This is a genomic window from Paenibacillus sp. JNUCC 34, assembly GCF_058269055.1.
Genome location: NZ_CM177770.1, coordinates 1,112,501 through 1,138,874, shown reverse-complemented (window position 1 = coordinate 1,138,874; position 26,374 = coordinate 1,112,501). Strand labels below are relative to the sequence as shown.

General features: G+C 45.1%; 28 protein-coding genes and 6 tRNA genes. 5 read left to right on the top strand and 29 right to left on the bottom strand.

The genetic code is table 11. The features are described from left to right. Positions 1-13: 13 nt before the first annotated feature. Genes AC2TF5_RS05215 through AC2TF5_RS05205 form a run of 3 tightly spaced genes read right to left on the bottom strand, consistent with a single transcriptional unit; the run spans position 14 to position 3,169 of the window. On the bottom strand, positions 14-778 hold the full coding sequence (locus AC2TF5_RS05215; protein WP_491301159.1) for a type II secretion system F family protein: 765 nt from the start codon (positions 776-778) through the stop codon (positions 14-16). Next, a complete protein-coding gene (locus AC2TF5_RS05210) occupies positions 775-2,022 on the bottom strand; it encodes a TadA family conjugal transfer-associated ATPase (RefSeq protein ID WP_491301158.1) in 1,248 nt (415 codons plus the stop codon). Before AC2TF5_RS05210 ends, AC2TF5_RS05215 begins: the two co-directional genes overlap by 4 nt. Then, positions 2,015-3,169 (bottom strand): P-loop NTPase family protein, encoded by a 1,155-nt coding sequence (locus AC2TF5_RS05205; RefSeq protein WP_491301157.1) that lies wholly within the window; start codon positions 3,167-3,169, stop codon positions 2,015-2,017. Before AC2TF5_RS05205 ends, AC2TF5_RS05210 begins: the two co-directional genes overlap by 8 nt. Before the next feature lie 322 nt (positions 3,170-3,491). Between AC2TF5_RS05205 and AC2TF5_RS05200 the strand changes: the two genes are divergently transcribed. Beyond that, on the top strand, positions 3,492-4,343 hold the full coding sequence (locus AC2TF5_RS05200) for a thermonuclease family protein (protein ID WP_491301156.1): 852 nt from the start codon (positions 3,492-3,494) through the stop codon (positions 4,341-4,343). Positions 4,344-4,368: 25 nt separating this feature from the next. Here AC2TF5_RS05200 and AC2TF5_RS05195 read toward each other — a convergent pair whose 3' ends face one another. From AC2TF5_RS05195 to AC2TF5_RS05175, 5 genes are all read right to left on the bottom strand, one after another. Continuing rightward, positions 4,369-4,785 (bottom strand): thiol-disulfide oxidoreductase DCC family protein, encoded by a 417-nt coding sequence (locus AC2TF5_RS05195; protein WP_491301155.1) that lies wholly within the window; start codon positions 4,783-4,785, stop codon positions 4,369-4,371. Positions 4,786-4,859: 74 nt separating this feature from the next. Further along, on the bottom strand, positions 4,860-5,138 hold the full coding sequence (locus tag AC2TF5_RS05190; RefSeq protein ID WP_491301154.1) for a hypothetical protein: 279 nt from the start codon (positions 5,136-5,138) through the stop codon (positions 4,860-4,862). Positions 5,139-5,223: 85 nt separating this feature from the next. Continuing rightward, positions 5,224-5,466 (bottom strand): zinc ribbon domain-containing protein, encoded by a 243-nt coding sequence (locus tag AC2TF5_RS05185; protein WP_491301153.1) that lies wholly within the window; start codon positions 5,464-5,466, stop codon positions 5,224-5,226. Between the two features lie 149 nt (positions 5,467-5,615). Then, positions 5,616-5,698 (bottom strand) — tRNA-Leu (locus AC2TF5_RS05180). 72 nt (positions 5,699-5,770) lie between these two features. Further along, positions 5,771-6,136 carry a helix-turn-helix domain-containing protein gene (locus AC2TF5_RS05175; protein ID WP_491301152.1) on the bottom strand — a complete coding sequence of 122 codons (366 nt, stop codon included), beginning with the start codon at positions 6,134-6,136 and terminating at the stop codon, positions 5,771-5,773. Between the two features lie 172 nt (positions 6,137-6,308). Here AC2TF5_RS05175 and AC2TF5_RS05170 point away from each other — a divergent pair, with 172 nt between their 5' ends. Further along, the gene (locus tag AC2TF5_RS05170) at positions 6,309-6,953 is read left to right on the top strand and encodes a hypothetical protein (RefSeq protein WP_491301151.1); all 645 of its coding nucleotides are present in this window, start codon (positions 6,309-6,311) and stop codon (positions 6,951-6,953) included. A gap of 130 nt (positions 6,954-7,083) precedes the next feature. Here the strand turns inward: AC2TF5_RS05170 and AC2TF5_RS05165 are convergent, their stop codons facing one another. The 15 genes from AC2TF5_RS05165 to AC2TF5_RS05095 all read right to left on the bottom strand — a co-directional run bounded on the left by AC2TF5_RS05165 (position 7,084) and on the right by AC2TF5_RS05095 (position 17,578). Continuing rightward, positions 7,084-8,643, bottom strand: a complete 1,560-nt coding sequence (locus tag AC2TF5_RS05165) for an alpha/beta hydrolase (RefSeq protein WP_491301150.1) — start codon at positions 8,641-8,643, stop codon at positions 7,084-7,086. 18 nt (positions 8,644-8,661) lie between these two features. Next, entirely contained in the window at positions 8,662-9,684 is a 1,023-nt protein-coding gene (locus AC2TF5_RS05160; RefSeq protein WP_491301149.1) for a FecCD family ABC transporter permease, read from the bottom strand. Beyond that, on the bottom strand, positions 9,677-10,684 hold the full coding sequence (locus AC2TF5_RS05155; protein ID WP_491301148.1) for a FecCD family ABC transporter permease: 1,008 nt from the start codon (positions 10,682-10,684) through the stop codon (positions 9,677-9,679). Before AC2TF5_RS05155 ends, AC2TF5_RS05160 begins: the two co-directional genes overlap by 8 nt. A 20-nt stretch (positions 10,685-10,704) precedes the next feature. Beyond that, a complete protein-coding gene (locus tag AC2TF5_RS05150; protein ID WP_491301147.1) occupies positions 10,705-11,715 on the bottom strand; it encodes an ABC transporter substrate-binding protein in 1,011 nt (336 codons plus the stop codon). A 110-nt stretch (positions 11,716-11,825) separates the two neighbouring features. After that, positions 11,826-13,484 (bottom strand): AraC family transcriptional regulator, encoded by a 1,659-nt coding sequence (locus AC2TF5_RS05145; protein WP_491301146.1) that lies wholly within the window; start codon positions 13,482-13,484, stop codon positions 11,826-11,828. Between the two features lie 247 nt (positions 13,485-13,731). After that, entirely contained in the window at positions 13,732-14,052 is a 321-nt protein-coding gene (locus AC2TF5_RS05140; protein WP_491301145.1) for a KGG domain-containing protein, read from the bottom strand. Between the two features lie 177 nt (positions 14,053-14,229). Then, positions 14,230-14,481: a hypothetical protein gene (locus AC2TF5_RS05135; RefSeq protein ID WP_491301144.1), complete on the bottom strand. Its 252-nt coding sequence runs from the start codon at positions 14,479-14,481 to the stop codon at positions 14,230-14,232. A gap of 388 nt (positions 14,482-14,869) precedes the next feature. Further along, positions 14,870-15,121, bottom strand: coding sequence for a hypothetical protein (locus tag AC2TF5_RS05130; protein ID WP_491301143.1), 252 nt, complete (start codon positions 15,119-15,121; stop codon positions 14,870-14,872). A gap of 270 nt (positions 15,122-15,391) precedes the next feature. Next, positions 15,392-15,474: transfer RNA gene (locus tag AC2TF5_RS05125), tRNA-Leu, on the bottom strand. A 29-nt stretch (positions 15,475-15,503) separates the two neighbouring features. Then, positions 15,504-15,579 (bottom strand) — tRNA-Lys (locus tag AC2TF5_RS05120). Between the two features lie 76 nt (positions 15,580-15,655). Next, a tRNA-Glu gene (locus AC2TF5_RS05115) sits at positions 15,656-15,730 on the bottom strand. A gap of 264 nt (positions 15,731-15,994) precedes the next feature. Beyond that, a complete protein-coding gene (locus AC2TF5_RS05110; RefSeq protein WP_491301142.1) occupies positions 15,995-16,456 on the bottom strand; it encodes a DinB family protein in 462 nt (153 codons plus the stop codon). A gap of 435 nt (positions 16,457-16,891) precedes the next feature. Continuing rightward, positions 16,892-16,980, bottom strand: a tRNA-Ser gene (locus AC2TF5_RS05105). A gap of 7 nt (positions 16,981-16,987) precedes the next feature. Then, a tRNA-Asn gene (locus AC2TF5_RS05100) sits at positions 16,988-17,063 on the bottom strand. A gap of 44 nt (positions 17,064-17,107) precedes the next feature. Beyond that, a complete protein-coding gene (locus tag AC2TF5_RS05095) occupies positions 17,108-17,578 on the bottom strand; it encodes a SprT family protein (protein WP_491302813.1) in 471 nt (156 codons plus the stop codon). 203 nt (positions 17,579-17,781) lie between these two features. Between AC2TF5_RS05095 and AC2TF5_RS05090 the strand changes: the two genes are divergently transcribed. After that, positions 17,782-18,132 carry a hydrolase/acyltransferase gene (locus AC2TF5_RS05090; RefSeq protein ID WP_491302812.1) on the top strand — a complete coding sequence of 117 codons (351 nt, stop codon included), beginning with the start codon at positions 17,782-17,784 and terminating at the stop codon, positions 18,130-18,132. Between the two features lie 80 nt (positions 18,133-18,212). Continuing rightward, entirely contained in the window at positions 18,213-18,341 is a 129-nt protein-coding gene (cmpA, locus tag AC2TF5_RS05085; RefSeq protein ID WP_208918012.1) for a cortex morphogenetic protein CmpA, read from the top strand. 182 nt (positions 18,342-18,523) lie between these two features. Here the strand turns inward: cmpA and AC2TF5_RS05080 are convergent, their stop codons facing one another. From AC2TF5_RS05080 to AC2TF5_RS05055, 6 genes are all read right to left on the bottom strand, one after another. After that, entirely contained in the window at positions 18,524-20,734 is a 2,211-nt protein-coding gene (locus tag AC2TF5_RS05080; RefSeq protein WP_491301141.1) for a Tex family protein, read from the bottom strand. Positions 20,735-21,160: 426 nt separating this feature from the next. After that, positions 21,161-21,511: a type II toxin-antitoxin system PemK/MazF family toxin gene (locus AC2TF5_RS05075; RefSeq protein ID WP_208918011.1), complete on the bottom strand. Its 351-nt coding sequence runs from the start codon at positions 21,509-21,511 to the stop codon at positions 21,161-21,163. Positions 21,512-21,514: 3 nt separating this feature from the next. Next, the gene (locus AC2TF5_RS05070) at positions 21,515-21,796 is read right to left on the bottom strand and encodes a CopG family ribbon-helix-helix protein (protein ID WP_046681343.1); all 282 of its coding nucleotides are present in this window, start codon (positions 21,794-21,796) and stop codon (positions 21,515-21,517) included. Between the two features lie 232 nt (positions 21,797-22,028). Then, positions 22,029-23,207 (bottom strand): alanine racemase, encoded by a 1,179-nt coding sequence (gene alr, locus AC2TF5_RS05065; protein ID WP_491301140.1) that lies wholly within the window; start codon positions 23,205-23,207, stop codon positions 22,029-22,031. 247 nt (positions 23,208-23,454) lie between these two features. Continuing rightward, positions 23,455-24,561 carry a LolA family protein gene (locus tag AC2TF5_RS05060; protein WP_491301139.1) on the bottom strand — a complete coding sequence of 369 codons (1,107 nt, stop codon included), beginning with the start codon at positions 24,559-24,561 and terminating at the stop codon, positions 23,455-23,457. A 186-nt stretch (positions 24,562-24,747) separates the two neighbouring features. Next, complete coding sequence (locus tag AC2TF5_RS05055; protein WP_491301138.1) at positions 24,748-25,314, bottom strand: MFS transporter; 567 nt, start codon at positions 25,312-25,314, stop codon at positions 24,748-24,750. 173 nt (positions 25,315-25,487) lie between these two features. Between AC2TF5_RS05055 and AC2TF5_RS05050 the strand changes: the two genes are divergently transcribed. Next, on the top strand, positions 25,488-26,348 hold the full coding sequence (locus AC2TF5_RS05050) for an NAD-dependent epimerase/dehydratase family protein (RefSeq protein ID WP_491301137.1): 861 nt from the start codon (positions 25,488-25,490) through the stop codon (positions 26,346-26,348). Positions 26,349-26,374 lie beyond the last annotated feature (26 nt).

Here is a 26,374-nt window from a genome sequence, read left to right as displayed (position 1 = left end):
GCTCACTCACCTCCTACACCTTAATGTTCATCATTTTCGTAATCCACCAGAAACAGCCCCCAAGAACTAAAAGTGCTAAGGTAGAGATTATGAATCCGGCCGCACTACCGTGCATAGGTTTCATATAATCCGAAGCTGACATGTTCATAAAAAGCAACAACAGAAAAGGAGCCGCCAGCAATGCTTTGGATTCAAACTTTTTTTGAGCGATCATGACCGATATTTCCTGCTGGATATCCAGCTTCTCTCCAATGACGGAAGATGTCCGACGGATGACCTCCACCAGATCGCCTCCGGTTCTTTTGCAGGTCGTAAACACGTCAGCAAAATTCGTTATATCATCCATCCCTGCTCTCAGGGCAAAATCCTGCAGTGCTGCTTCGATGGGTTCGCCAAACTCCAGTCGTGAAACAATGACCTTTAATTCGAATATCAGATCATTTTGAGCTCCGGGATCCAGTATCAGCAGATCCTCCACCGCATCACGGAATCCATTCTCAACTGAGCGCCCTGCAGATAGAGAAGAGGATAGAGAATATAGCGCCTGCTTAAAGTGAAGATTCAGCATAGCTCTTCTGCGGTCCAGAAGATGACGCCGCCAAAACCGCGGAATGATCAACCCTCCGGCACTCAGTATCAGAGACATGATCATATTTTGATAAAACAGATAGCCCATCCCGAAAAATAACAGTCCGCCCACCGTAACACAGCGGATCCGCTGTCCCTTCGATAGGTTATAAACCCTGTAATCCGGAAGTATGTTTCTTCGTGGTCTCATTTCATCACCTCAAAGTTCTGAAGCGGCCAAGTAGCAATCCCCGCCATTCGCAACTTATCTATATTTACAAGTGGGTTACCACAAGGCTCAAGCCTTCCCATCACACGTCCTCCGGCTTCGCCCGTCTCCCGGAACTTATAAAGGGGGTTAATCATAACGACATCTCCGTTCATACCGATAACCTCACTAATTTCTGTTACACGACGCGAGCGGTCTCGCAGCCTGGACAGGTGTACAAAAATATCAATCGCCGAGCTGATCTGCTGCCTGACAACCGAGACCGGTAGCTCAGCCCCGCTCAATACCATCGTTTCCAGACGGCTGATCATATCCCGAGTACTGTTGGCATGTCCGGTTGACAAACTTCCATCGTGTCCTGTGTTCATCGCCTGTAACATATCCAGCGCTTCACTCCCCCGCACCTCTCCGACCACAATCCGATTAGGCCTCATCCGGAGAGACGAGCGGATCAAATCACGTATAGATACCTCCCCCCGCCCTTCGGTGTTGGCGTTTCTCGTCTCCAGTGACACCAGGTTCGGCACCGTAACGATCTTCAATTCAGCTGAATCTTCAATCGTAATCACTCTCTCATCGGCCGGAATGAACTGGGATAAGGCATTCAGAAAAGTTGTTTTTCCTGAACCTGTTCCTCCGCCTATAAAAATGTTATATTTTCCGACTACCAGCGTTCGGAGCAGATCTGCCGCTTCCTGACTTAGCGCCTCCCTGGCCACCAGGTTTTCCATCGTCATCGGGGACTCGGGAAATTTACGGATCGTCATTGTCGGCCCCTTTAGCGCTATGGGAGGAAGAACAATATTAACCCGTGACCCATCTTTCAGACGGGCATCAACGATCGGTGAAGATTCGTTTACAACCCTGTTCACCGTGCCTACTATAGTCTGAATAATATCCTCCAGCCTGCCTTGGGATTCAAACTGAACCTGCAGACGCTTTACTTCGCCTTCCTGTTCAATGAACACATCCTTATGACTGTTAATCATAATTTCCGTAATCGCGGGATTATCGACCAGAGGCTGCAACACATCCAGGCCACGAAAGGAATCAAAAACCCTCCGCACCAGTGTGCGCCTTACCGCTGCAGTCAGTTCACTCAGCTCTTGACGCGCCCATACCACCTCCTCGATATACAACATCAGTTCACGATTCCCGACAGCTGCTGTAATATCTAGTCCCGCCCGTACTTCATTTCGTATAGATATAAAAATTTCTTCATCCATAGGCACGTTCACCACTGGTGCTTCTCATGCCAAACCATCCGCTCTCCCCAAGCAAATCACTGCAAAGCTTCAATATTTCCCTCTGAAAAATCGGTGAGCACAACAGCAAGTCCTCCTGCTGCACCTGCTTCCATGAAGGAATGTAAGGCAGCATACCATCCATCCTCATATCCTTGCGGGGAAGCGGATTACCCAGACTGCCAGTGAACCGATTAACGATAAATCTGCTCTTGCCCATGATCTGTCCGAACCAATCGGAATTCTCTTTCTCCATGTGACTAAGCCATATACCGTTCTTATACATACTGATAAGGTCATCCAGTAACATCCACAGAAGAAAATGACAATTCTCCATCACAGCATGCAGACGTTCCCTTGACTGGTTGTCTGTGTCAATGACGATCACATCGTATTGGCCGCACTTGGAAATCAGATCAATCAGTACCTTTACATCCTCAGCCGTCATTTCCATCAGCTCTTTCAGATGATCACTCGGATCAAACACATCACATTTCAAGGCATCGTGCACCATCACATAACGGGCTAGAGACAACTCGTTTCTCTCACCATTTTCTTGTGAGGATTTAATCTCATAGAGCAGCCGCGAGAAGGTACCCTCTCTTCGGTTACCGTCTGAGAACAAAGCACTGGAGTTTACCGTCTCCAAATTCAAATAAAACACCTTCAAGCCCATTACACCCAATTGTCTCGCCATATTTACAGCTGCCGTAGTCCGTCCGCTCCCTCCAAGAACCGACACAAGACCAATGATCTGGGTGCTTCCGGAGCGAAACTCGTTCTTTCTTGTGCGGTTTCCTCCGGTATGACTCATCCACAGATCCAACAGCTGTGGCAAAGGCTGATACTTCGCGGCAGTCAGTCCTTCACCAGCCAGATTTGCCTCTTCTCCCCCTTCAGCAAGAACGATCCACGGCACGGATAACATCTTTTCTGACAACCAAGCTTCCAGCATGTTTGCCTCGCCTACAATAAGGTCCGGTATGTCTCTATACTGCAGCAGTGCTTCAACCCGAGTGAACGCCGTTACCTGCATCTTCTTCACATACTCACTTCCGTGTATATATTGAAGTAGCGGTTCGACATACTCGGAATCCTGAACAGCCAGCACAACCCTGACTGGTAACATGTTTACAGATCCCTTCTTTCAATAGACAACGCAAAAAAGCACCGTCCAAGCCGCATTTAAGCGATCATTGAACGGTGCTTCCGTTGTCTTGTTATAATTTGACATAAGAATAGCATAACTTACGGTATGTCATCAAGCGATTTTTTTATAATCCCAATAAAACGGTCCAACATACCCTTGCCAAAAAGATGAAATACCGTCATAATGGACTCGGCAGGAACAGATGTTCCCAGAGGGAATCTCTCTATTTATCGTCATCCTATTTAGAGTCTCCTATACCTACCTTAATTACAAGGCATCTTAGCCAGGAGAGTGACAACTTATGAAAAGACGCATTGTACCAATCATCATTACAGGCCTGCTTTTATTGTCCGGCTGCAGCGATCCACTGGTCACACCAGATACCACTACACCGTCAGAGCAATCTAACACAGGTATTAATACGGCTGCACCGAACAATTCCAAACCCACAACTTCAAAGCCTGACGATAAATCCTATCCGACCGATGATCTCAACATCCCAAGAGTCCCCGTCGAACTTGTGAAGACCGTGGACGGCGATACAATCAGTGTTAAATATGAAGGTAAAACGGAAAAAGTCCGCTTTTTGCTGATCGATACACCAGAAACGAGCCATCCACGACTTGGTGTGCAGCCCTTTGGCCCGGAAGCAAAAGCATTTACTAAAGAAATTGTGGAAAAAGCAGAGAAACTTGAGCTCGAATTCGACATCGGACCGAACCGGGATAAATACTCCAGATTGCTTGCGTACGTGTACGCAGACGGGCAGATGGTTCAGGAGCTCCTTCTGGAACAAGGGCTTGCCCGAGTAGCCTATATTTATCAGCCCAATGTACGTTATGTCGATAAATTTAACGATCTTCAGACCATCAGCCGCAATAAGTCGCTGGGAATTTGGAGTGTCGAGAATTATGCACAAGATGATGGCTTTCATCCTGAAGAACAGAAGAGTGAAAAGAAAGGTACTACCGCAAACACAAGTTCCAATACGGATAAACCTAAAAAAGGATGCAACATTAAAGGCAACATCAATTCGAAAGGTGAAAAAATATATCATACTCCGGAATCCCCTTACTACGAAAGGACCAAGCAGGAGCAGTGGTTCTGCAGCGAAAGCGAGGCTAAACAAGCCGGTTTCCGCGCCCCACGTTAACTACCTCAGCATGTATGCATGTTCATTAAAGAAAACGGCGCCGGATTTCCGGTGTCGGAATCATGCATTCCTCGTCCTGTCCGAACCAGCGATACCGGTTTTTTGCCACCCATCTATACAGCATATCGCGTAGTACCCGCGGTACAATGATAAACCCATATAGTAGCCGCCACGGATAAGAAAGACGGCGGACAATGCGCAGAGCAGCGGCAGAGCGGATATAGTAAGTACCGTTCTCTACAACAACGACCGTGTCGACCGCTTCCTCAGGCAATCCCCCTTGCTGAAGAATATCTTTTCCAATATCGGACTGAAGTGAAGCGAACTTGAACATTCCTGGAGGATCACGCTTTATGATAAACTTCGTAAGTCCCTGGCACATATGACACACCCCGTCGATCAGCACAATGATATGCTGTGTCTGTTCAAGATGTTTGTCCATCCTCTCTTCCCTCCCTTGTATATAAGAAAAAAAGCGCAGGAGGATTCTCCCGCGCTCTATCGTAGCAAGTGCTATTATTCTGCAGCTGCTTTGCTCAGCCATTCGCCATCTCTCATCTGTTGATCAAAATCAGCGGAGAACTTCTCCATGCATTTGCAGATGAAATCTTTACGGCAAACCGGACAAGGTGTTTTTCCAAGTCGGCTTACATTAGTCATTTTCCATTCCGGAAAACGGTTGTAGAACACGCGGCAGTCTGTTCCATCAGCTAAGCTGATAATGAACTCGTAAAGCCCTTCTTTGTCGTTACTTCCGGCTTTGATCACGTTAGAAATCTGTGGTCTGTATGACACATGCATCACCCATCTATTTAAGTTTCGTCTAAATTACCTTGCACTTTATGGTACTTAGACATATTAAAGAATTTTAAAGGTGATGTCAACCAAAGAACACATCCAGTATGGAGCCTAGCTGTCCGCGTTTCTTGCCTTCTAAAATATCTGGATTAAATACTTCCACATATCCGCAATTTGTGCAAGATACGAATAGGAAATGATTGTGCTGAATATCAAACATTTTGCTTAGCCCCGATCCAGACATCGCTACTTCCTTCGTTGCACAATGGGTTCCTCGGCATTTGGAGCATTTAAAGCGTTCCTCTATCATTTCTTCAATACGCATATTGGATATCCCCTTTCATAACAATCCATACACATCTCTTACGGATCACCTAGGGGTGCAGTTGCATAATTGATTAAAAAAAGTCTATCGACGAAAACAAAAAAAGAACAACCCCTTGCTCAGCAAGGAGTTGTTCTTCTGTTGTATGATGCGGTAGAGAGGACTCGAACCTCCACGGGTATACACCCACTACCCCCTCAAGATAGCGTGTCTGCCATTCCACCACTACCGCATATTGTAAGGGAAGTTCTACAAGAGAACATTCCCTATTATATAGATTTCTTGCCAAGAAGTAAAGTGGAAATTACTCCCTATCCCGATGCTTCCTGTATTCCGTAAACTCTAGATACTCTCTAATAAAATCCTTCTCATCATCGGTAAGGTTTGATGCTTGGATCTGTTCAGCCGTCTCCTGGGCAAGATCTGTCCCGTAGCTTTGCCGAACTTCCATCACACCTGCAGAAGGACTTCCCCTACCGACAATAAGCCAGTCCAGACTAACTTCAAAGTAGCCGGCGATCTCGATCAGTTTATTGGTGCTTGGGGTTGTCTTACCTCTTTTCCAGTCACCAAAATTCCCTGTGCTGATCCCGAGGTTTTCACAAAATGCTTTTTTAGTCATACCCCGGCTTTCAATGAGATGTTCGATTCGTTGGTATATTGACTGCATGAAACAACCGCCTTTCCCAATCCTTTAAAAAAATAAATACTTATTTACGTTATTTTTCACTTGAATAATGACTTAATTAAGTGTATAATGAAAAAATACACGTCTAAATTATACCATTTCTTCATGCCCGTTGTCTCTTATCCAAAGTTTCTATACCAGGGGAGCGAGTAATTTGCGACAATCTTTATCCACATCTTGGAGTTGTGCAATCCATTTCCTGAAACCTGGACTGATGATTATCCGTCCAGATGGCACAATAGATCAAATTAACGACTCATGGAAGCTGATGGCTCCAAAGTATGGTGCCTCTCCCAATTTTGAATGGCCTGGAACCCCTTTTTTTGAAATGCCTCCACAGATCTTTGGCAAATCCTCCTTCGGGGAGTTTTATAAAACGATATATCTCACCTCATTGAAGGATGTACTAACAGGAAAAAATTCTAATTATACTGTGGAGTATTCCATAGACTGGAGCGGTAGGATCGCTTGGATTTTGTGCGAGGCTTATTCTCTTACAATAGATAAAAACAACCCCCATGGAATGATTGTTTCGTTCTCCGATATTACGCGATATAAACAAAAAGAGATCCGTCTCGAGCGGGCGCTTGCTCAGACATGCTCGCTTCACGGACATGTTCCGATCTGCGCCGTATGTAAGCATGTCCGAACTGCGAAAGTCTGGGAACCCGTCGAAAGCTATCTGGAAAGCCGTATGCCTATCGAATTTACACACGATATTTGCCCTAGCTGTATCAAAAGATTATATCCTAAATACTCATCTGTATTAGAGGATCCTCATTTTTCGTCAGAAGAGTAGCTACGAGTTAAATGGCCACCTTAATGATCTGACCCTTGATGATACATCCTTTACCAACTCTAAGTTCCCAGCATAAAGAGCCTTCGCTCATGCTCATGAACGAAGGCTCTTTATCTTGTTAATCTCTTATTTACTTCGTGATGAAACGAAGTAGCGGGCTGATTAGCGAAGGTATAACCGAAACATGCCCCTCGCCCTCCACTTCTTGAAATATCGGATGTATTCCTTTTGGGGACGCTTTAAGAACCTCGTATAACTCCTTTGCATCTTTTACCATAGACGGCTTCTCATCACTTCCTACGAAAATAAGCAGTTCCCCAGATGGTTCATGCTGCCCCAAGTTTTCCTCTCTCTCGTTCCATATCTGATAAAGAACATGATTTTTCCACCAAACCGAAGGACTGGCTGCGATATAGCGCTGAAAAGTCCCACATCGAGTAAACAAAGAATACAGGGCCAAAAACCCTCCAAGAGAATGGCCAAACAGTGACTGCCTCGAATGATCGATGGAGAAGCACTCCTCAACCTTCGGTTTCAACTCATCCTCAATAAATGTGAGGAATTCCTCGGCCCCCCCAGTTTTAGGCCATGGGGATCCGTCAGGACGGGCTGGCAGTTCAGTTTCGTCAGCATGAACAGTGTAGTCATAAAAACGTTCATTCGTTACGATCGGATTGTCGGAATCGTAGCCGATTCCAACGATAAGTGCCGGCGAAATCCCATGTGGGCGCCTCGATTGCATCCGTATGGACTCAGCCAGAGAACCAAACGAAGCATTTGCGTCCAACGTGTACAGTACAGGATATCCCTCTTCAGGGGGCGGTTCTACTGGCTTAGCGATACTAATTCGATACCAACGCCCCGTACGGTTCGATTGCACATTCCACACTTGGGTTCCTGGTATACTAAATTCTCTTGTACTTTCTTTTTCTTTTACGGGGCACTTTGCTTCAGGACGTTGGTTAAACAGCCACTGTAGCGCTTCAGGGAACCGCTGAATCATGAATATACCATCATGTGTTCCTTGTGGCTCCAAAACCAAACGGAGCGAGTCTTCAGGAAAGCATCTTTCGATAAATAAGGAAGCTGCGGCTTTGGTATTTGGCACCATCTGCTTCTGTGCATTCTGTTTATATATCCCTTCGCATAGGCCCACGGACATGAACATTCGCAAGTCATTGTTCAAGTCTTCATTTTGCCGGATGAAATCCATAACCCCCTCATACCAGAAGGAAGCTGACAGCAGGCCGATCCGGCCAAATGTATCCGGGCGCCAATACCCGGCAAACAGTGAAATCAATCCTCCAAAAGAACCACCGATGATCGCCGTATTTTCAGCTTCTTTCTGTGTCCGATAGTGATTGTCTATGTAAGGCTTGAGTACATCCGCGACCTCATCCACATATACCTTCCCCTTGCCACCGAAGGCGTTCATGCTTTTAAGAAGTGGTTCCGCAGGCCATGGGGTATATTCATCATTTCGGTTAGGGCTCGTGATGCCAACCAGAATCAGTTCCTCCAGTGCTCCTGTAGCAAATAAATGCTCCAAATAGTTCAAGCACTCGGTAAAAAGGTAGCCATCGTCCTGGACATAAGCAACGGGATAGTGCTGGTCGGATTGTTCATAGGAAGGTGGCAGATATAATATGATTTCTCTTTGTTCCACTTTTAAATGATGAAAGTGATTCATTCCACTCCTCCAGTCTTTTTATTTCCTCGTTCGAATGAGCAAATAAACAAAGTAGGGCACACCGATGATGGATACCACAATACCAACAGCCAGTTCAGCAGGTGCAAATATCGTTTTTCCAATGAAATCACCGATAAGAACGATCGCCATGCCAGCCACACCACTGACAGGAATGATATTTTTGTGCCGCAGTCCTACCAATTGTCTGGCCATGTGAGGAGCGATCAGGCCTACGAAACCAATACTGCCGGAAACAGCAACACTAGCACTCACCAATCCAATGCTGCACAACAGAAAAATATTTTTTTCTTTTTCAGCAGATACGCCAAGCCCTTTCACACTTTCCTCACTCAACTGAAACAAATCCAGAACATGAGCGCGCAGCCAAATTATTAGCGGAAGAAGCATTATCCAAGGCAGCATGGTAATAACAAACTTCCAGTTCGCGTTATGAAGGCTGCCCGCGAGCCATACAACCGCCATCTCAAAATCATTCGGATTCATTTTGAGAGAGACATACATGGTCACAGCGCCGAATCCGGAAGCAATAGCAATCCCGACCAATATAAGCCGCTGCGGATCGAGCGTTCCGTCTTGTCTGGCAAATAAATAAATCGCCGCTGTGGCAGCCATCCCGCCGACCACACCGAACATTGGCATCATCATTACGCCAAGCCATCCCGTCATTGTTATACTCCCTTGAAACAGGAACATAAACAGTACAACAGCCATTCCCGCACCTGCGTTAATTCCAAGTATCCCGGGGTCTGCAAGTCCATTTCTCGTTACGCCTTGGATCACGGCACCGGCTATTCCCAAGGAGAAGCCAACCAGGGCACCAAGAACGATACGAGGAAGGCGAAAATCAAATACAACAAGATCATGGTCTGGCTGACGATCGATTCTTAGCAATGTTTTGATTAGATCCATAACTGACATGTCAAAGGTTCCGCTCGTCAAACTGAAATAAGCAGCCATAAACACAATGACGGTTCCAATAACTAATACAGTACTCACACGTGCATAAGATGTGTTACGCATGCTGCCCTCCTCCTCTCGTCTTAATCAGATACAAGAAGAAGGGAACACCGATTAAAGCCGTAACAACCCCTACCGGAGTTTCAAAAGGAAAATTGATAAACCGCGCAAGAATATCGCATAGAGCTAGAAACACTCCACCTATCACCCCGGATACGGGAACGATCCAGCGGTAATCCGAACCCGACAGAAATCTGGCGATATGGGGAATGATCAAGCCTACGAAGGCAACTTTTCCAGCTAGTGCCACAGAGACACCGGTCAAAATAACGACGGCCAGTATCGCTAGCGATTTAACAAGCATTGTACGTATTCCCAGTCCCTTCGCAATCTCTTCGCCGAGTGAAAGGACAGATACAGATTTGGACAGACCAATAGCCAGTGACAAACCCACAAGGGCAAACGGAATACTTAACTTAATCAGTTCCGGATCCATCTGATGCAGTCTGGCGTTATACCAAAAACTTAGATTCTGGGAAATCTGATAATAAGTCGCAATGGCATTAGCTGTTCCGCTTAGAAATGTTCCGATAATCGTACCGAGTATTGCCAGTCGAACTGGACTAAGTCCATGAGGAATCATCCAGGCAAGACCGAAAACAATGCCTGCACCGACGGCAGATCCGATCAAGGAACATACAATATACCAGGTGGAATTCGCGTTTGGCATAAATACCATAAATAGAGTAACCGCAAAAACAGAACCGTCCGATACGCCCATGATGGAGGGCGATGCAAGGTAATTTCTTGTCATTCCTTGCATGAGTGCTCCTGATATAGCCAGAAAAGCACCAATCAGCAACGCTCCTATGACACGCGGTAACCTAGAAGTCATAATGATCTGATGATCTACACTGTCTGCATCAAATGCGAATACGGAATCCCAAATCACATCAACTGTAATATTTTTAGCTCCATATAAAATTGAAGCGATGATGAGCAATATAACTGCTGCCGGGGCTATCACAAGGATAACCGCCGGCAGCGAACATCTGAACCGCATATACAACACGCCTTACTGATCTATTTTGTGAGATTGCTTACCGCTTCCTTCAGGAACTGAATTTTGCTGTAGGCTGTTCCGCCTTGAGCCAAGGGATCGACAACATTAACAAAAACGTGGTCGTCTTTGAAAGCCTTAATGTTCTTCATGATCGGATCGTTCTTGAATTTCTCAAGTGCATCCGGTGTTTCTTGGTTCTCTGCTGGAGAGAACTGGATGAACAAATAGTCCGGATTCATGTCTGCAAATTTCTCTTTGGAGATCAATTCCTGTGCTTTTGCAGCTTTCACTTCCTCAGGAACTGCAATCCCAAGATCTTCATACAATACCGGATTAAAGAATACAGCTTCCGGATAAATGTACTGCTCTCCACCCCGGATCCTTAACGCAACAACCTTTTTATCTTTAAGGGAATCTCCAAGCTGAGATTTGGCCGCTTCCAGGTCAGTTTTGTATTGGGCAATTTCTTTCTCCGCCTGCTCCTGCTTGCCACTTAATTCCCCGAGCAGTTTTAAGTTACTCTCCCAGTTCGTAGAGATGTGGGAATACGGAATTGTTGGTGCAATTTTGTTCAACTGCTCAATAACCTCCGGTTTAGCTTTGGAAGATGCCAGAATGACATCTGGTTTCAATGACAAAATGGTTTCGAAATTCGGTTCCATTTTTTCTCCAACGGATTGAGCATCTTTCGTTATGGATTGAAACAAAGGAGGGAATTCCCCTGCAAAAGTAATGGCTCCAACAGGATTAACTTCCAAAACAATGGAATCCTCCATGGCTTCGACAGCACCTGTGATAACAATCCGCTCTGTCTTAGTTGGCAACGTGTACTCTTGGTCCAAATATTTCACAACTTTGGTATCTGCAGTCTGAGGCGCATCTGCTTTTTTCTCTGTAGATTCATTCTGCGAAGCATTGTTTTGGGATTCACTATTAACGGCCTGCTCTTTTCCTTGCTTATCTCCACCACAAGCCGATAAAATCAGGGCCATCACCATGAATAACCCCAGCATAAACTTCATTTTTTTCATCTCTTTCTTGTTCCCCTTTCAACGGTCATCCTATAATTGATAATGATTATCATTATTAATTATAGTAAGGGATGAACGTCCTTTACACCATGGACAAATCACCAAATCCATCATGGACAATCTCCGGAAAAGGTTTTGGCAACCTCTTCAACCATTAGTTCCAGTGCAATCGGTGAATATTCTCGCCAAGGATAGGAGGATACCTGATGAAACCTTCCTTCTCTAACAGCAGGTATCGTCATCCAATCCGGAGAAGTTTGGAGTTCTCGCCAATATTCAAGCGTATCCGAATCCTGACGGACCAAAAGAAAAATATGATCTGCCTCCATTGTCTTTATCTTGTCAACAGTCAAGGGGACATCGTCACTCATTTTTTCCATAAGGGAAGGTGAAAGAAAGTCCAGATTGTTAAACAGCACTTCTCTCATACCGAGGTTTCTATATGAGACCAGTTCATGATCATGAAGACGTGCGGTCAAAAGCGTTGGCGGATCATTGATTTCCCTGAAAATCTCATGCCGGAAGGACCGTAATTTCCTATAAAATGACTCTATCCACTGCTGTGCCTCCGCATTTTTATCAAGTAAATGTGCCATCCACAGCAGCTGCTCCTCCCACCCAACACTTTCCTCAGGAAGTTCGTAAACGGGAGCAATCTGCTGCAACCGCTCCTTCTCCCATAATTCCAGATCCTGTGAACAGATAATGAGCTCCGGCTGTGATAATTCAAGCTTTTCCAGATTGCCTATTTTGTTATGATTTTGGCGGAACGCATTCAGGTGTACAGGGATATCCGGACCAAGATTATGGTAGTAATCCCGAGACCATTTGGGATGCAGCGGTGCTGCATACGGAATGATATTAAGCGGTATTAGATACCCTAGTAGGGAAGTAGAACCATAGACCGCTAATTTGTTTTTTCGTTTTTTTATGTAGGCCGACGGAGATAGACCAAATTCTTTTTTAAACTTCCGACTGAAATAAAATTCATCTTTATATCCCACCATATGTGCGACTTCCTTAAGAATACGTCCTGAACCCAACATCAATTGTTTTGCCTTATTCATTCTCACCTGGGCCAGATATTCCGTTGCGCTAAGACCATATGTTTTTTTAAACATATCCATATAATATTTGGGACTGAGTTCGGCCATACCGGCAAGCTGGTCAATCGTCAATTCTTCATTATAGTGATTGTCCATGTATTCTCTGGTACGTTCCAATCCCTGAGTCTTATCGCTCTTGGCATTCAAATTGCCCAAAGATAACATCTCTTGCAGCAATTCTTGAAAATCCAACTGAGCCCGCCATTGTTTAAAGTCATCATCACTTCGAAAATGCTCATATATGGATCGACAGAACAAACTCAATCGATCTGCTGAGCTTAGCGTCAATGCACCTTCGTACTGAAGTATTTTTTCGGCATCAGCCTCCTCCAGCTGTCTCCTGCATAACGATTCTTTATAGAAGTTAAAATAAATGACGGCAACAGACACCGATTCCACACCATGTCTGTTTATTCCAAAAGTCGTACCACCCGGACAAAAGTAAGCAAATTCTCTTCCCATCCGGTTTTTGCGATCTTCTCTTTCCAGAGAAGCCTCTCCTCCGAGCAACACAATGAGTGCTGGTTGAAGCGTAAGCTGCTGTTCCAGATACATACCTTCCAGAGTGAATACTTCTATATTCCACAATTTGATTGTCAAAGAGTTGAATGTTGTTTGCTGCTTTCCTTTGCAGTTGCTATCTTTCTTTATATTCAATATCAAAACAAATTCCGCCCTTATATGAGAATGGTTATCATTATCATATAGATAACATATTCCTAGTCACTCTGTCCAGAAAGCTACTGCAATTCACTGGAATCTGGTGGTACGGTGAGAAATAAACAGCCATAGACGGGTTCAGTACCCGACTATGGCTGATCCTAATTACTTATGAAGGTTCTACTTTACAAAGTAATCCCAAGTTATAGGGTTGCTATTTTTTAGTAGATCCGTTATATATGTTGCGGACTCAGGCCTGACCGCCTTTACGTCCAGCTTCCTCACGGCTCAACTTGCTGCTATTTCCACCATTGCTGGAGTTATTGCGGGACTCGCCACCTTTTTGACCAATTTCTTGATAAAACTCTTTACCCTGGGAGTCAGAGGTAGCTTCTCCGCCCTTCCTGCCAATTTCCTGATAGAACTGTCTATTGTGAGAATCTGACGTTGCCTTGCCACCCTTACGTCCGATCTCCTGATAAAACTCTTTATCATGGTTCCTGGCTGTTGCTACTCCACCTAACCGTCCTGCTTCTTCACGGCTCATTTTACCAGTGTTGTTTCTAGCCATTACGAATCACTCCTTATAGGTTTTTGGGAAGTTGCCTGTCCATGGTATCCTATTAACCACTTGACCAAATATGAAACATCATTTACTTCTCAAGGAAGCCCCTGCGAACCCCTCGTTCGGACCGTTAAAAGACCCATTTCCAAATGAAATTGGAAATGGGTCCGAATAATTAAAAACCTATAAAGTATAGCCGATATTCAGCAATTGTTTTTTTAAATCGAAATCCTTAGGTTCGCGATAACGCCATTTCGCACCTTTTTTAATCCACTCTTCAAGATATCCTATATAGGTATATCCTAAATCATCATCATGATATCCAAATTGAAAGCCGCAACACGAGCAACGTATATAGGTCTTACAACCATATTCGTCTATTGGTGGTTCATCAAGCTTGTCATATCCGCATACTAAACAAGTATAATATTTCATTGTTTTAGCTCCTTTGATGTTGTCTTCTCCAATAAGCAATTCCATCTTTGGGTTTAAAGAAAGTTCTAATTACACCCTTTTTAGTAAGAGAACCAAATTCATTAGTTCTTGGATTGTAAAATAATTTATCGCCATTGGGCCTGCTTTTTTTTAAGAATGTTTATTCCACTTGTATTTTTAAAGGATTGGTTTACTTAAAATATTGATTCTCTCTCCGGTTTGTGAAATTTTTAATCTAAATGGATAGAGGTACACATTTATAACCGAACCTAGCCGATAACAGGTGCTGGTTATACCTTTTCTTTTTTGTGTAATGGATTCACAGTTAGAAGCAATTAATAGACCCATTTCCAAATGAAATTGGAAATGGGTCCGAATAATTAAAAACCTATAAAGTATAGCCGATATTCAGCAATTGTTTTTTTAAATCGAAATCCTTAGGTTCGCGATAACGCCATTTCGCACCTTTTTTAATCCACTCTTCAAGATATCCTATATAGGTATATCCTAAATCATCATCATGATATCCAAATTGAAAGCCGCAGCATGAACAAACTTCAAAAGTTTTATAACCGTATTCGTCTATTGGTGGTTCATCAAGCTTGTCATATCCGCATACTAAACAAGTATAATATTTCATTGTTTTAGCTCCTTTAATTATTGTCTTCTCCAATAAGAAATTCCAGCTTTAGGTTTATAGTAAGTTCTAATTACGCCCTTTTTAGAAAGAATACCAAATTCATTGGTTCGTGGATTATAAAATAATTTATCCCCATTGGGCCTGCTTTAGTTGAATAAGCCCCTATCAAGCTGGTGGAGGATAAACGGAAAAAGGAGCAACTAAGCAGGAAACATCTCCTGCATAAACGCCAAAAAAAAGCTCCTGCAAAAATGCAGGAGCTTTTTAGTATGCGGTAGAGAGGACTCGAACCTCCACGGGTATACACCCACTACCCCCTCAAGATAGCGTGTCTGCCATTCCACCACTACCGCATATTAAAAGGGTTAAATCTGTAAAAAAATGGTGAGCCATGAAGGACTCGAACCTTCGACACCCTGATTAAAAGTCAGGTGCTCTACCAACTGAGCTAATGGCTCTCGATGACAATCAAAGTGGCTGCCATAAAAGTAATTTTATGCTTCGACGAACCGTTGGGGTTCTCAAAGTAAAATATGGTGACCCGTAGGGGATTCGAACCCCTGTTACCTCCGTGAAAGGGAGGTGTCTTAACCCCTTGACCAACGGGCCTTATTTTCAACATCGCCGTGACGACAAGATTGAGTATAGCATAAACAGAAAACTTATGACAAGCTTTTTTTATATATTTTTCAAAAAAATTTTAGGTTTAAATCTTCATCAAACTCAGCCCAAAAATTTCGTCACCATCGGTTCCTCTCACGGTGTTTCCCTTACTTTAAGTAATATCTTGAACTTTTAACATCAAATTATTGACCATCTATAATGAATTGCTGCTCCATCTTCTACGAGATCGGAATATTTATCAATCGCCACCTATAGCTCTAAAACACGTTTAATTTGTTGAAAATGGTGAATATCATGTTTTACTAGACCATTATAATAATCGAATAAATTCAAACGCGTTTGACCAATATTGAATTCTTTACTCCAATATGTAAGGGGCATTTTATCTATTACACTAATAAGTTCTTTTCTTACCGTTATGAATTTATTTATTATCACTTGCTTTTCACATGTTCTTGCTTCTGATGCAGCTTGTGAGTTCATAGCTTCTACATCTGGAACCTTTGGCAAGACCTCTTCTGAAAATAATTGTGGAATTCGTTTTTGTACAACTTCATCCCAAAATACTAAATGTCCTATTATTTCCGCTATCGACCATTTTCCAGTATCTATTGGACTCCTCCATTGATTTTCAGTGATACAACTTAAACTCTCTACAAATTCAATCGAATAAGAATAATGGTCAATAATTTTCGCTTTCTCTTTACTCATACACCAGACCTCCTTCTCTAAATAACCCATTGTATTATTAATTATACTTTTGTTGATGGCTTGAACTAGTTAAAGTAATGAGTTATCTATGTCGCGCACAGGATATTCGAGCTTTCTACTGCGAAGTATATAAGGATCTATTGTTCGGTGTTAAATGAAATAATATTCAAGAAATCAAACGATGTCAACGCTCTGACGAACCCTTATGAGGGTTCTCATCCCTTTGCAAAAACCCCCCCTTCGCTTTTGCGTTGGGAGCTTTAATGATGTTATTCAGAACGGAGAGAGAGGGGTACTCTCACTTCGTTCGAGACTGCGATGTTATTCCTATCGAAGCTTATGCTCCGACGAACCCTTTTTTGAGGGTTCTCATCCCTTTACATAAAAACAGCCTGCCGGAAAACCGACAGGCTGTTTCATCGACGTTACTCTAAACGGAGAGAGAGGGATTCGAACCCTCGCACCGCTTACGCAGTCTAACCCCTTAGCAGAGGGTCCCCTTATAGCCACTTGGGTATCTCTCCAAATAAATGGCTCCCCGAACAGGACTCGAACCTGTGACAACTCGATTAACAGTCGAGTGCTCTACCAACTGAGCTATCAGGGAACGTTATGATGCAACTGAATATTAATTTACCATGATGTACGCTTTCAGTCAAGTGGCAGAAGACGCAGACAACCACTGCAGCGACCACAGCGGTAACGAGCTGGATCCATTTTTCGCTTGCGCCTGTATTCGGTTCCACAATCCACACACCGCAACACGTAGCGATAGGGCTCTGGTTTTCGTTGTTTATCCTGTGGTTTTACAATCGCTTTACAAAAACGGCTGCCGCCTACAGCCTTAAGCAGTGCTTTGAAATCGGAATCACGATGCTTATACCCCCGTCCTGCCAGGTGTAAATGATAGTGGCATAGCTCGTGCTTTATGATCTTCTCTACCTCTTCTCGCCCATGAATCTCAAGCTGGTGAGGATTAATTTCTATATTGTGGCTTTTCATAAAATACCGCCCGCCTGTGGTAGAAAGCCTACTATTAAACAAAGCACGGTGCCTGAACGGAACACGAAAACTATTAATTGAGATCTCCTCCACCCAGGCCTGGAGCTCTTCGTTGCTCATCTCATGCATAACGTCTGCCTTCTCCCTTTCCGCATTCCTTTATTCGTGCACATGACACACGAAGGATACTACTTGAATTTTAACTTCTCTCTAAGCTACACTGTCAAGTAAGGATGATGCAAATGAACGGCTTTCGTCAAACGATCAGAATGGATTTTGCAAATAATCTGAAGCAGGAAAGTATGGAGGGAGAACTTACAATCATGCCGAACATGCGTTATGTGATTTTACAGCTGAACGATAAACTGCAATACGTGGAAATGCCTTCGGATTACGCTTACCAGCTTAGCGCGCTCAATCTGCGGCTCAATAAGGAAATCAGCAAGCTGACTGCACAGGACAAGCCGGAGCTTCCGCTGGCCATAGCTGAATGTGATAACCTGGACTTGCTTCAGGAATCTGCACAAACGGTCAGTGGTCTTGACTACATAAATGAATTGGAGCGCACCTTTGCTTCCCTGGATGAGACTCATTATCCGCTCATATCTCTGCTCACTGAAATTCGCGCCCTGCAGGCACAGCTGGAGCAGTGGTATGAAGAAGAAGCCGTTTAAAAATAGGTAGACCTGCACGCTTTGGGCGTCTTCCCCATATGCTATCCATAACAGACGGATCGCAAGAGGAGGAGATACCCTTGCCGCAATGGCTCTGCAATCAACTCACACGTGCCTTTCGCAAAAAGGACAGACGCCAGATCAAACTACTGAACGAGTGCTGGTTCTTTTATCGAAACTCCCCGGGTGAGAGCTCGGATGCCCAATAAAGGGTATGCACGATATTGTCCATATCAGTGTATGCGAACAAGCCAGACCAAGGGTCTGGCTTGTTTTAGTTTCTTTAGAGATAATTTCAAGTTTATTCTCGCTCATTCAAAACTACTCGTTGAAGGCCAATCTCTTAACAAGAAGCCCCAATCCAGCACTGGATCGGGGCTCTTTGTCATTCTTATTGGTCCTTCGGCTTACGCATGGTCAAACCGACGCGGCCTTTTTTCAAATCTACATTCAATACCCATACGGTCACATTGTCACCGACCGATACCACATCCATCGGATGTTTGACATACCCATCGCTAAGCTGTGAAATATGAACCAGTCCATCACTCTTGATGCCGATATCAACAAAGGCACCAAAGTCGATCACGTTGCGAACGGTCCCTTGAAGCTCCATGCCTGGCAGCAGATCTTCAATCTTCAACACATCCGTACGGAAGATCGGAAGCGGCAGCTCCTCCCGAGGATCGCGCCCAGGGCGCTGCAAGCTGTCCAGGATATCCCTCAGAGTCGGTACACCGACATCCAGCTTCACAGCCAGGTTGTCCGTGGCCTGTCCATCCAGCAGTTCAGTAAGCTCTTTTGTTCCGACCTTGTCGGCACTAACGTTCAGTTCCTTGAACAACCGATCCACAACTGGATACGATTCAGGGTGAATCGGGGTACGATCCAGTGTGTTCTCCCCATCCGAAATACGCATGAAGCCCACACACTGTTCAAAGGTTTTAGCCCCGAGCCGAGGCACCTTCTGAAGCTGCTTCCGGCTGACAAACTTTCCATTCTCTTCCCGGTATTTCACAATGTTCTTGGCGATGGTCGCATTAATGCCGGCCACATAGGAGAGCAGGGAAGGGGAAGCTGTATTAACGTCAACACCGACATGGTTAACCGCCGACTCCACTACAGCTTTCAGACTTTCCTCCAGATGCTTTTGCGATACATCGTGCTGATACTGTCCCACACCGATCGATTTCGGATCAATCTTCACCAGCTCAGCAAGCGGATCCTGAACACGGCGTGCAATCGAAGCTGCGCTTCGTTCTGCAACATCGAGATCTGGGAACTCCTCTTGTGCCAGCTTGGAGGCCGAGTATACACTTGCTCCCGCTTCATTAACGATCAAATATGCCAGATCAGGATCGCCGATGTCAGAAATCACCTCAGCAACAAACTGCTCTGTTTCCCGTGAGCCTGTACCGTTGCCGATCACAATCAGTTGAATTCCATATTTCGTAATAAGCTCTTTAAAGATGACGGCTGCTTCCCGCTTTTTGTTGTTCGGAGGTGTTGGATATGTTAGAGCCACCTCGAGCAGTTTCCCAGTGTCATCCACGACAGCCAGCTTGCAGCCCGTACGATAGGCCGGATCAACCCCAAGCACACAGCGTCCCTTCACCGGCGGCTGCAGCAGCAGACTACGCAAATTCCCCGCAAAAATAGAGATAGCCTGGTTCTCACCTTTCTCCGTCAACTCACCTCGAACCTCCCGTTCAATGGAAGGGGCAATCAGACGCTTGTAAGCATCCTCAATAACCACGTTCAAAATATCGGATACCACAGATGTGCCGCTTAATACCTGCTTGCCAATATATCCATGAATCGACTCAGGCGGAACCTCCAAACCAACCTTGAGGATATTCTCGCGTTCCCCGCGGTTGATGGCCAGAATACGGTGAGGCGGCATTTTTTTGGCTAACTCACGGTATTCATAATAATTCTCGTAGACGGACTCTGCTTCCTTATCCTTGGCTTCGGAGGTCAATATGCCGTGGTCCATACTATAGCGGCGCACCCAGGAGCGAACAGTGGCATCATCAGCGATATTTTCTGCTAAAATGTCCATTGCGCCTTGAAGCGCTTCTTCCGCCGTAGCCACTTCTTTTTCTTCATCCACATAGTTCGCGGCTTCCACCAGAGCGTCCCCTTGCTTCGGCTGATTCCAAATCCATGAGGCCAAAGGCTCAAGCCCTTTCTCCTTCGCCACACTAGCGCGTGTCTTCCGCTTTTGCTTGTACGGACGGTACAAGTCTTCCACTTCCTGAAGTTTCACCGCTTGTTCAATCGACGATCTGAGTTCGTCGGTCAGTTTGCCCTGCTCATCTATAATCCGGATGACTTCCCGCTTGCGAACTCCTAAATTACGCAAATAGTTAGTACGTTCTTCAATATCACGAAGGTGGTTCTCATCCAGTTCCCCTGTCATCTCTTTGCGGTAACGTGCGATAAACGGTATCGTATTTCCTTCATCCAGCAGCTCAACGGTCGTACGGATCTGCTTGACTGACAACTGAAGCTCCTTAGCGATTTGTTTGACGATCCTCTCATACTCTTCTTTGCGGATCTGTTCCTCATTCACTTCCACGACAGCTTCTAATTCAGACAATGTTTATCCCTCTCTCTTCAAAAAAACTATACAACCATTATCCCAAATCTTCGCCTGCATTTCCAGCTTACCCAATTTGCCCCCTCTTTTAAGTAAACCTTAATCTGCTTTTCATCTGTTTTTAAGATTCTATATATACAATTATTAAACAAGCATTAAATTAGATTATTCTGTCATACCATTATTTTGGAGGTAATACGGATGAACAACAAGAAGGCATGGGCGTGGTCGGTAGTTTGTTTTGCTACTTTTATTGCAATCACAACTACTGCCTACGTCTTAATACCCGATGGCAGTACCCTTCAACATACAGATTCTAGCAATCCCCCATATCACATGTCCGTAACTGACGATCAATAACCCACCGGGATACTACCCGGCGGGTTATTGTGCCCTATAGGGCTACTATGTTTAAACGTTAACACACTAGAAATCAATCAAACCCAAACTGATCTGCAGGGAATCATCCACCTTGCTCATCGTTTCCTCGTCCAGATGGGTGATCTTATCGGTTAACCGCTGCTTATCAATCGTTCGGATCTGCTCCAGCAAAATTACGGAATCTCGGTCAAATCCATGGGCCGCCGCGTCTATTTCAACGTGGGTCGGAAGTTTGGCTTTCTGAATTTGTGCGGTGATAGCCGCAACAATTACCGTAGGACTGAACCGGTTGCCGATATCGTTCTGAATGACGAGGACCGGTCTTACACCGCCCTGCTCGGAACCGACAACGGGTGAAAGATCCGCAAAAAATACGTCGCCGCGTTTTACGATCACTGTCTACACCCCGCTTACTAAGCGGTCCAGAGTGCTGTCTGCATCTTCCTCCGCGTGAAACGCTTCAGATGCCATAGTCAGGTTGATCTTAGCCATCTCCATGTAACCCCGCTGCATGGATTCACGAATGTAACGCTTCTTGCGTTCATTCAAATACAGCTTCATGGCCTGCCTGATAAGCTCACTACGGTTGGAATTTTCCAGCTGAGCAATCCCGTCCACTTCCTGCAAAAGATGATCCGGTAAACTGATCATGATTCGTTTGGTGTTCTGCATGTTGGCCACCTTCTATTCCACCCCCACAACCTTCTTGCCCTGTGCACCAGTATTACGTTATTCAAGGAAATTTATACAAAAGAATATATATGCCGAAGGTATATCAAGTATGCTGCATCTCATTATAAACTACAATCGGCACTTTCGTACAGACTAACTGTATATTCATAGTTCGTGAAAGTCTGTACTTATTCCTTCTTCCCCGAATAAAATAATGAATAATGCTATCAAAAAAGAAGTGCTACCAAAGGGGGTTCACCCTTTTAACGGATATGCCTCCGCGTATATACGCACGCGGCACCCGACGGGCGATCATGCAGACCAATTCATAGTGGATGGTACCCAGCGTAGACGCCAGCTCATCTGCCGTTATACACGATCCAGACTGCTGGCCGATGAGTACAACCTCTTCACCGACTTTGATTTGTTCCGCCTCCTCGGCGAAAGATTTCAACGATACCATACACTGGTCCATACAAATAGTACCGACAACAGGAACGCGGCGGCCGCGTATTAGCACTTCCGCTTTACCGCTCAGCATACGGGAATATCCGTCAGCATAACCGATGGGGAGAGTTCCTATCACTTCTTCCTCTTCGGTTACATACTTGCTGCCATAGCTGATACAATAGTTCTGCGGAAGCTTTTTGACATAGACGAGTTGCGTCTTTAACGTCATGACCGGGCTCAAGCTTACCGTTGTTCGATTCACCTCATCCGATGGGTACAATCCATACAAACTGATGCCTATCCGCACCATATTATAGGATAGATCAGGAGTATCAATGGCGGCGGCACTATTGCCCGTATGTATAATCGGGATCGTGTAACCCAAATCCCGCAGGGCGTCCGCCACGCTTTTGAATCGCCGGTACTGTTCCAGTGTATAGTCTTTATTTTCTTCATCTGCTCTTGCAAAATGGGTATACATACCTTCGACAATTACCTGCGGCAGCGAAAAAACCTCTTCCATAAAAGATATGGCGACTTCGCCCGGAAACAGACCCAGTCGGCCCATTCCACTGTCAATTTTGATATGCACTTTCAACCGACGCTCTCCCTCTTCAGGCAGGGCCTTGATCGCTTCAAGTACTTCTGGACTGAACAGAGTCACGGTAACATCATGCTTCCATGCTGTCTCGATCCCTTCTGGAGGCGTGTATCCCAGCACAAGAATCGGCATGTGTATCCCCGCCTGACGAAGCTCCAACGCTTCATCCAAAAAGGCGACACTTAAATAGTCCGCGCCCAGTTCCTCCATCTCTCGTGAAACCTCTACTGCCCCATGTCCGTATGCATTCGCTTTGACACAAGCCAGCAACTTCATTTGTTCTGGAAGAGATCTTCGGAAGCTGTTGTAATTGTCACGCAGATGGTCCAAATTGATTTCCGCTTGGGTAGGTCGATATATCACTTGCAATTTCAGTCACCTTCTTACCATTTTGAAAAACATCATGTTCTGCAATAGACTAATGGTAATGTTCCTTAAGGCAACTGTCAATTCAGCCGGTGCCGCCAGATTAGTTCAATAGCTTCCTCGGCCCCGCGGGCATACAGAAATGGATCGTTTCTGCTTGAAATATAAGGAAAGTTTGAAGAAAGAGGCGAATGGCCTTTATTGCAGAGATTTAACCCTTCTACAATACTCGGTATCCGCCTTCATCGTATTATTTACCCGATTGTTCCTTCATGGAAGCAGCGATTTCAACCATTTCAGAAGTTGGAAGGTTTGCACTCGTGATCCGGAATTCAATCCCTTCTGTCATCCAGGTCAGTGTTTTTTGCTCATCGCCTGTCAGCAGGCCCATAGTAAAGCCTAAATCTATTGCGCTGCCTGGTGCCAGGGACACAGCTCGATCCAGCGGGCGGGACTCCATAATCGTGTACTGGTATACACCATCATAACGGAGAACAACCGCATGGTCCTTGCTGTCCGGAATTTCCTGTGTATCTTTGATCATGACCCCGGCCGGAGTGTATTCAGGCTCAATGATTCCGAATGATCCGAGCTGCTGGGCTGCAGTAGGTTCTGCTTCAGGCCCTTGGGCTTCTCCCGTTTCGTCGATAGAGGCTACAGGCACTCCATTCTCATCCACTTCAGCCATCGTTTGTTTCTCAGGCTGATTCATCGTGCTGAGGTTACGATTCGTGTCGAATGATTCTTTTGTCAGATTCGTATCAAAAGTAAAGGAGTTGAATTTTACATCCACAACCACTTTAGCCTCTGAGTCAGATACTTGCACTTGCTTTGGGGTGTAGTTGTCCTTGGCAAGCCAAATCTTTTGACGTACGAGGGAATGGCTGTGATAATTGGCGGCAACATCAAATACGTAGCTGTCTTTATCCTCCGCGAACTGACGAGTGTTATCACTTAAAATGCTGCCAAGCATCGTCTGGTACAGGTACACCTGTCCTTGATTCTCTGGCCAGTCGCTCTTGAAGCGGAAGCTCTTGTTAAGACTTGGCGTCAATACAAACACCCCGTCATCATTGCGCAGTACAATTTGAGTAATGTCCTTCTGTCCGTTGGTCAAGCTGATCCGGTAATAGTTCGGGGATTGATACCACACCTCCACCTGATACTGCTGAGGAGTCGAACCTGTATGTATGGTCATCACTCCAGCACCCTGATAAGCTCCTTTAGCACTCTCCAGCTGATCAGCGACCTTGCCCAGATCCTTTATAACTCCGTCGGCATCCTTCTTCCCACATCCCGATAACACCAAGGTGAAGCTTAATACAGCAGCGAGCAGCACCCATGAAATCCGGCGCATGTCATCATCCCCTTCAGCACATGTTTTGAATTGATTGATACATGTCTATGAGGGACTTGGTCACATTATGCAGACGGGCATGACAAGCCGGGAGTTGTCTAACAAAAAAACGGCATCACATCAACGATGCAGGGCCGTTTTGTAAAAGAAGTTATTTTGTGAATCTGCCATTGATATGGCTTAATCTTAGCTGACTTCATGGACCGTTCCAGGCTTGGGCGGGTTGGCATCGCCATTGAAATAACTAAACAATGATCCGTGTATCTGCTCCGAAGCCGGAAGACGCCGGGTGACAGGGTCAAGCCTCCAGTACAGACTGACCATAAGAATCGCAATCCCGCACCACACGATTACGCCGCTTCCGCCTATCCATATGCCGAGCGTTCCGCCGATCAGACTGCCTACAGGCATAGCAATTCCGCTCATTCCCGAAGCAGATGCGAATACAGAACCTAGATTTTGGGGCGGTATCCCTTTTTGAATGACGGTGTTAATCAACACATTCGTCACTCCTCCCGGAACCCAAGCCAATCCGTAAACGATAACCGTAAGCCAAGTCCAAGGAATAAATATGCACAGGCTCCAGGCCAAACCGCAAATCATAAACGCACCCGAATACAAATTCCCCAAGGTGATCCGTTCCAGCTTCAAATATGGAGCAGCGATCGCACCGGCTAAACTGCCGAGCGCCTGGGCCATCAACAGCACGCCATATATTCCGGCCCCTCCGAGGCTGTCGCTAAATGCAGGCAATACAGTAAATGTCGCTCCCCCTGATCCATGTTTTCCCTTTTGTAAATAGACAGTATTAAATTGGCACAGTAAAACTTTATTTAAATGGCTCTTAATAACCCCTATTGATCATGTTAGGATAACAGCTAGATTGTATGTTCTGATATATGTTGAAGAAAGAAGATGAAACTAAGATGAAAATATTTGTGGCTGGGGCAACCGGAGTTATTGGACGTCTGCTGCTTCCTACATTGGTACAAGCAGGTCATGAGGTTATTGGAATGACACATAACAAAGATCGCATTGACTCGATTCAAAGCTTGGGGGCACAAGCTGTTATTGCGGATGCGTTAGATCGGGATTCAATCATTTCAACCGTAGCAAGTGTACAGCCCGAGGTGATCATACATCAATTGACTTCTTTGAATAATTGGAATGTATCAGACAATGCCAGAATAAGAGAACTTGGAACCCGAAATCTGGTTGATGCTGGTAAAGCGGCAAATGTTTCTCGTTTTATCGCACAAAGTATTTCGTGGGCTTATGAACCTGGTGAGGGTTACGCTTCAGAAGAGATTCCTTTAGATTTGAACGCTCCGTACCCGCGGAAAACAACCGTTGACGGAATAATATCGCTGGAACGTGCAGTTGCTGAGATATCTAATCATGTCATTCTCAGGTACGGTATGCTCTATGGTCGTGATACTTGGTACGACCATAAAGGAGTTATAGCTGAAAAAGTAATCACTAAACAAATGCAGGCAACCGAAGGGATCACTTCCTTCCTTCATGTGGAGGATGCGGCTAATACAGCCTTGCTCGCTCTGGATTGGCCATCAGGCCCGATTAACATTGTTGATGATGAACCCGCAGCCGGAACCGAATGGATTCCTTTATACGCAGAGGCATTAGGTGCGCCTAAGCCCATTCACAACGAGGGCAGCAACCGTGGCGAGCGCGGAGCATCGAATGCCAAAGCCCGAATCGAATACGGTTGGAAACCACTTTACCCAACATGGAGAACTGGGTTCCATCAAAGTTTGTCATCCGAATAGCAGAAAGCACAAAAAAGAAACCGGCC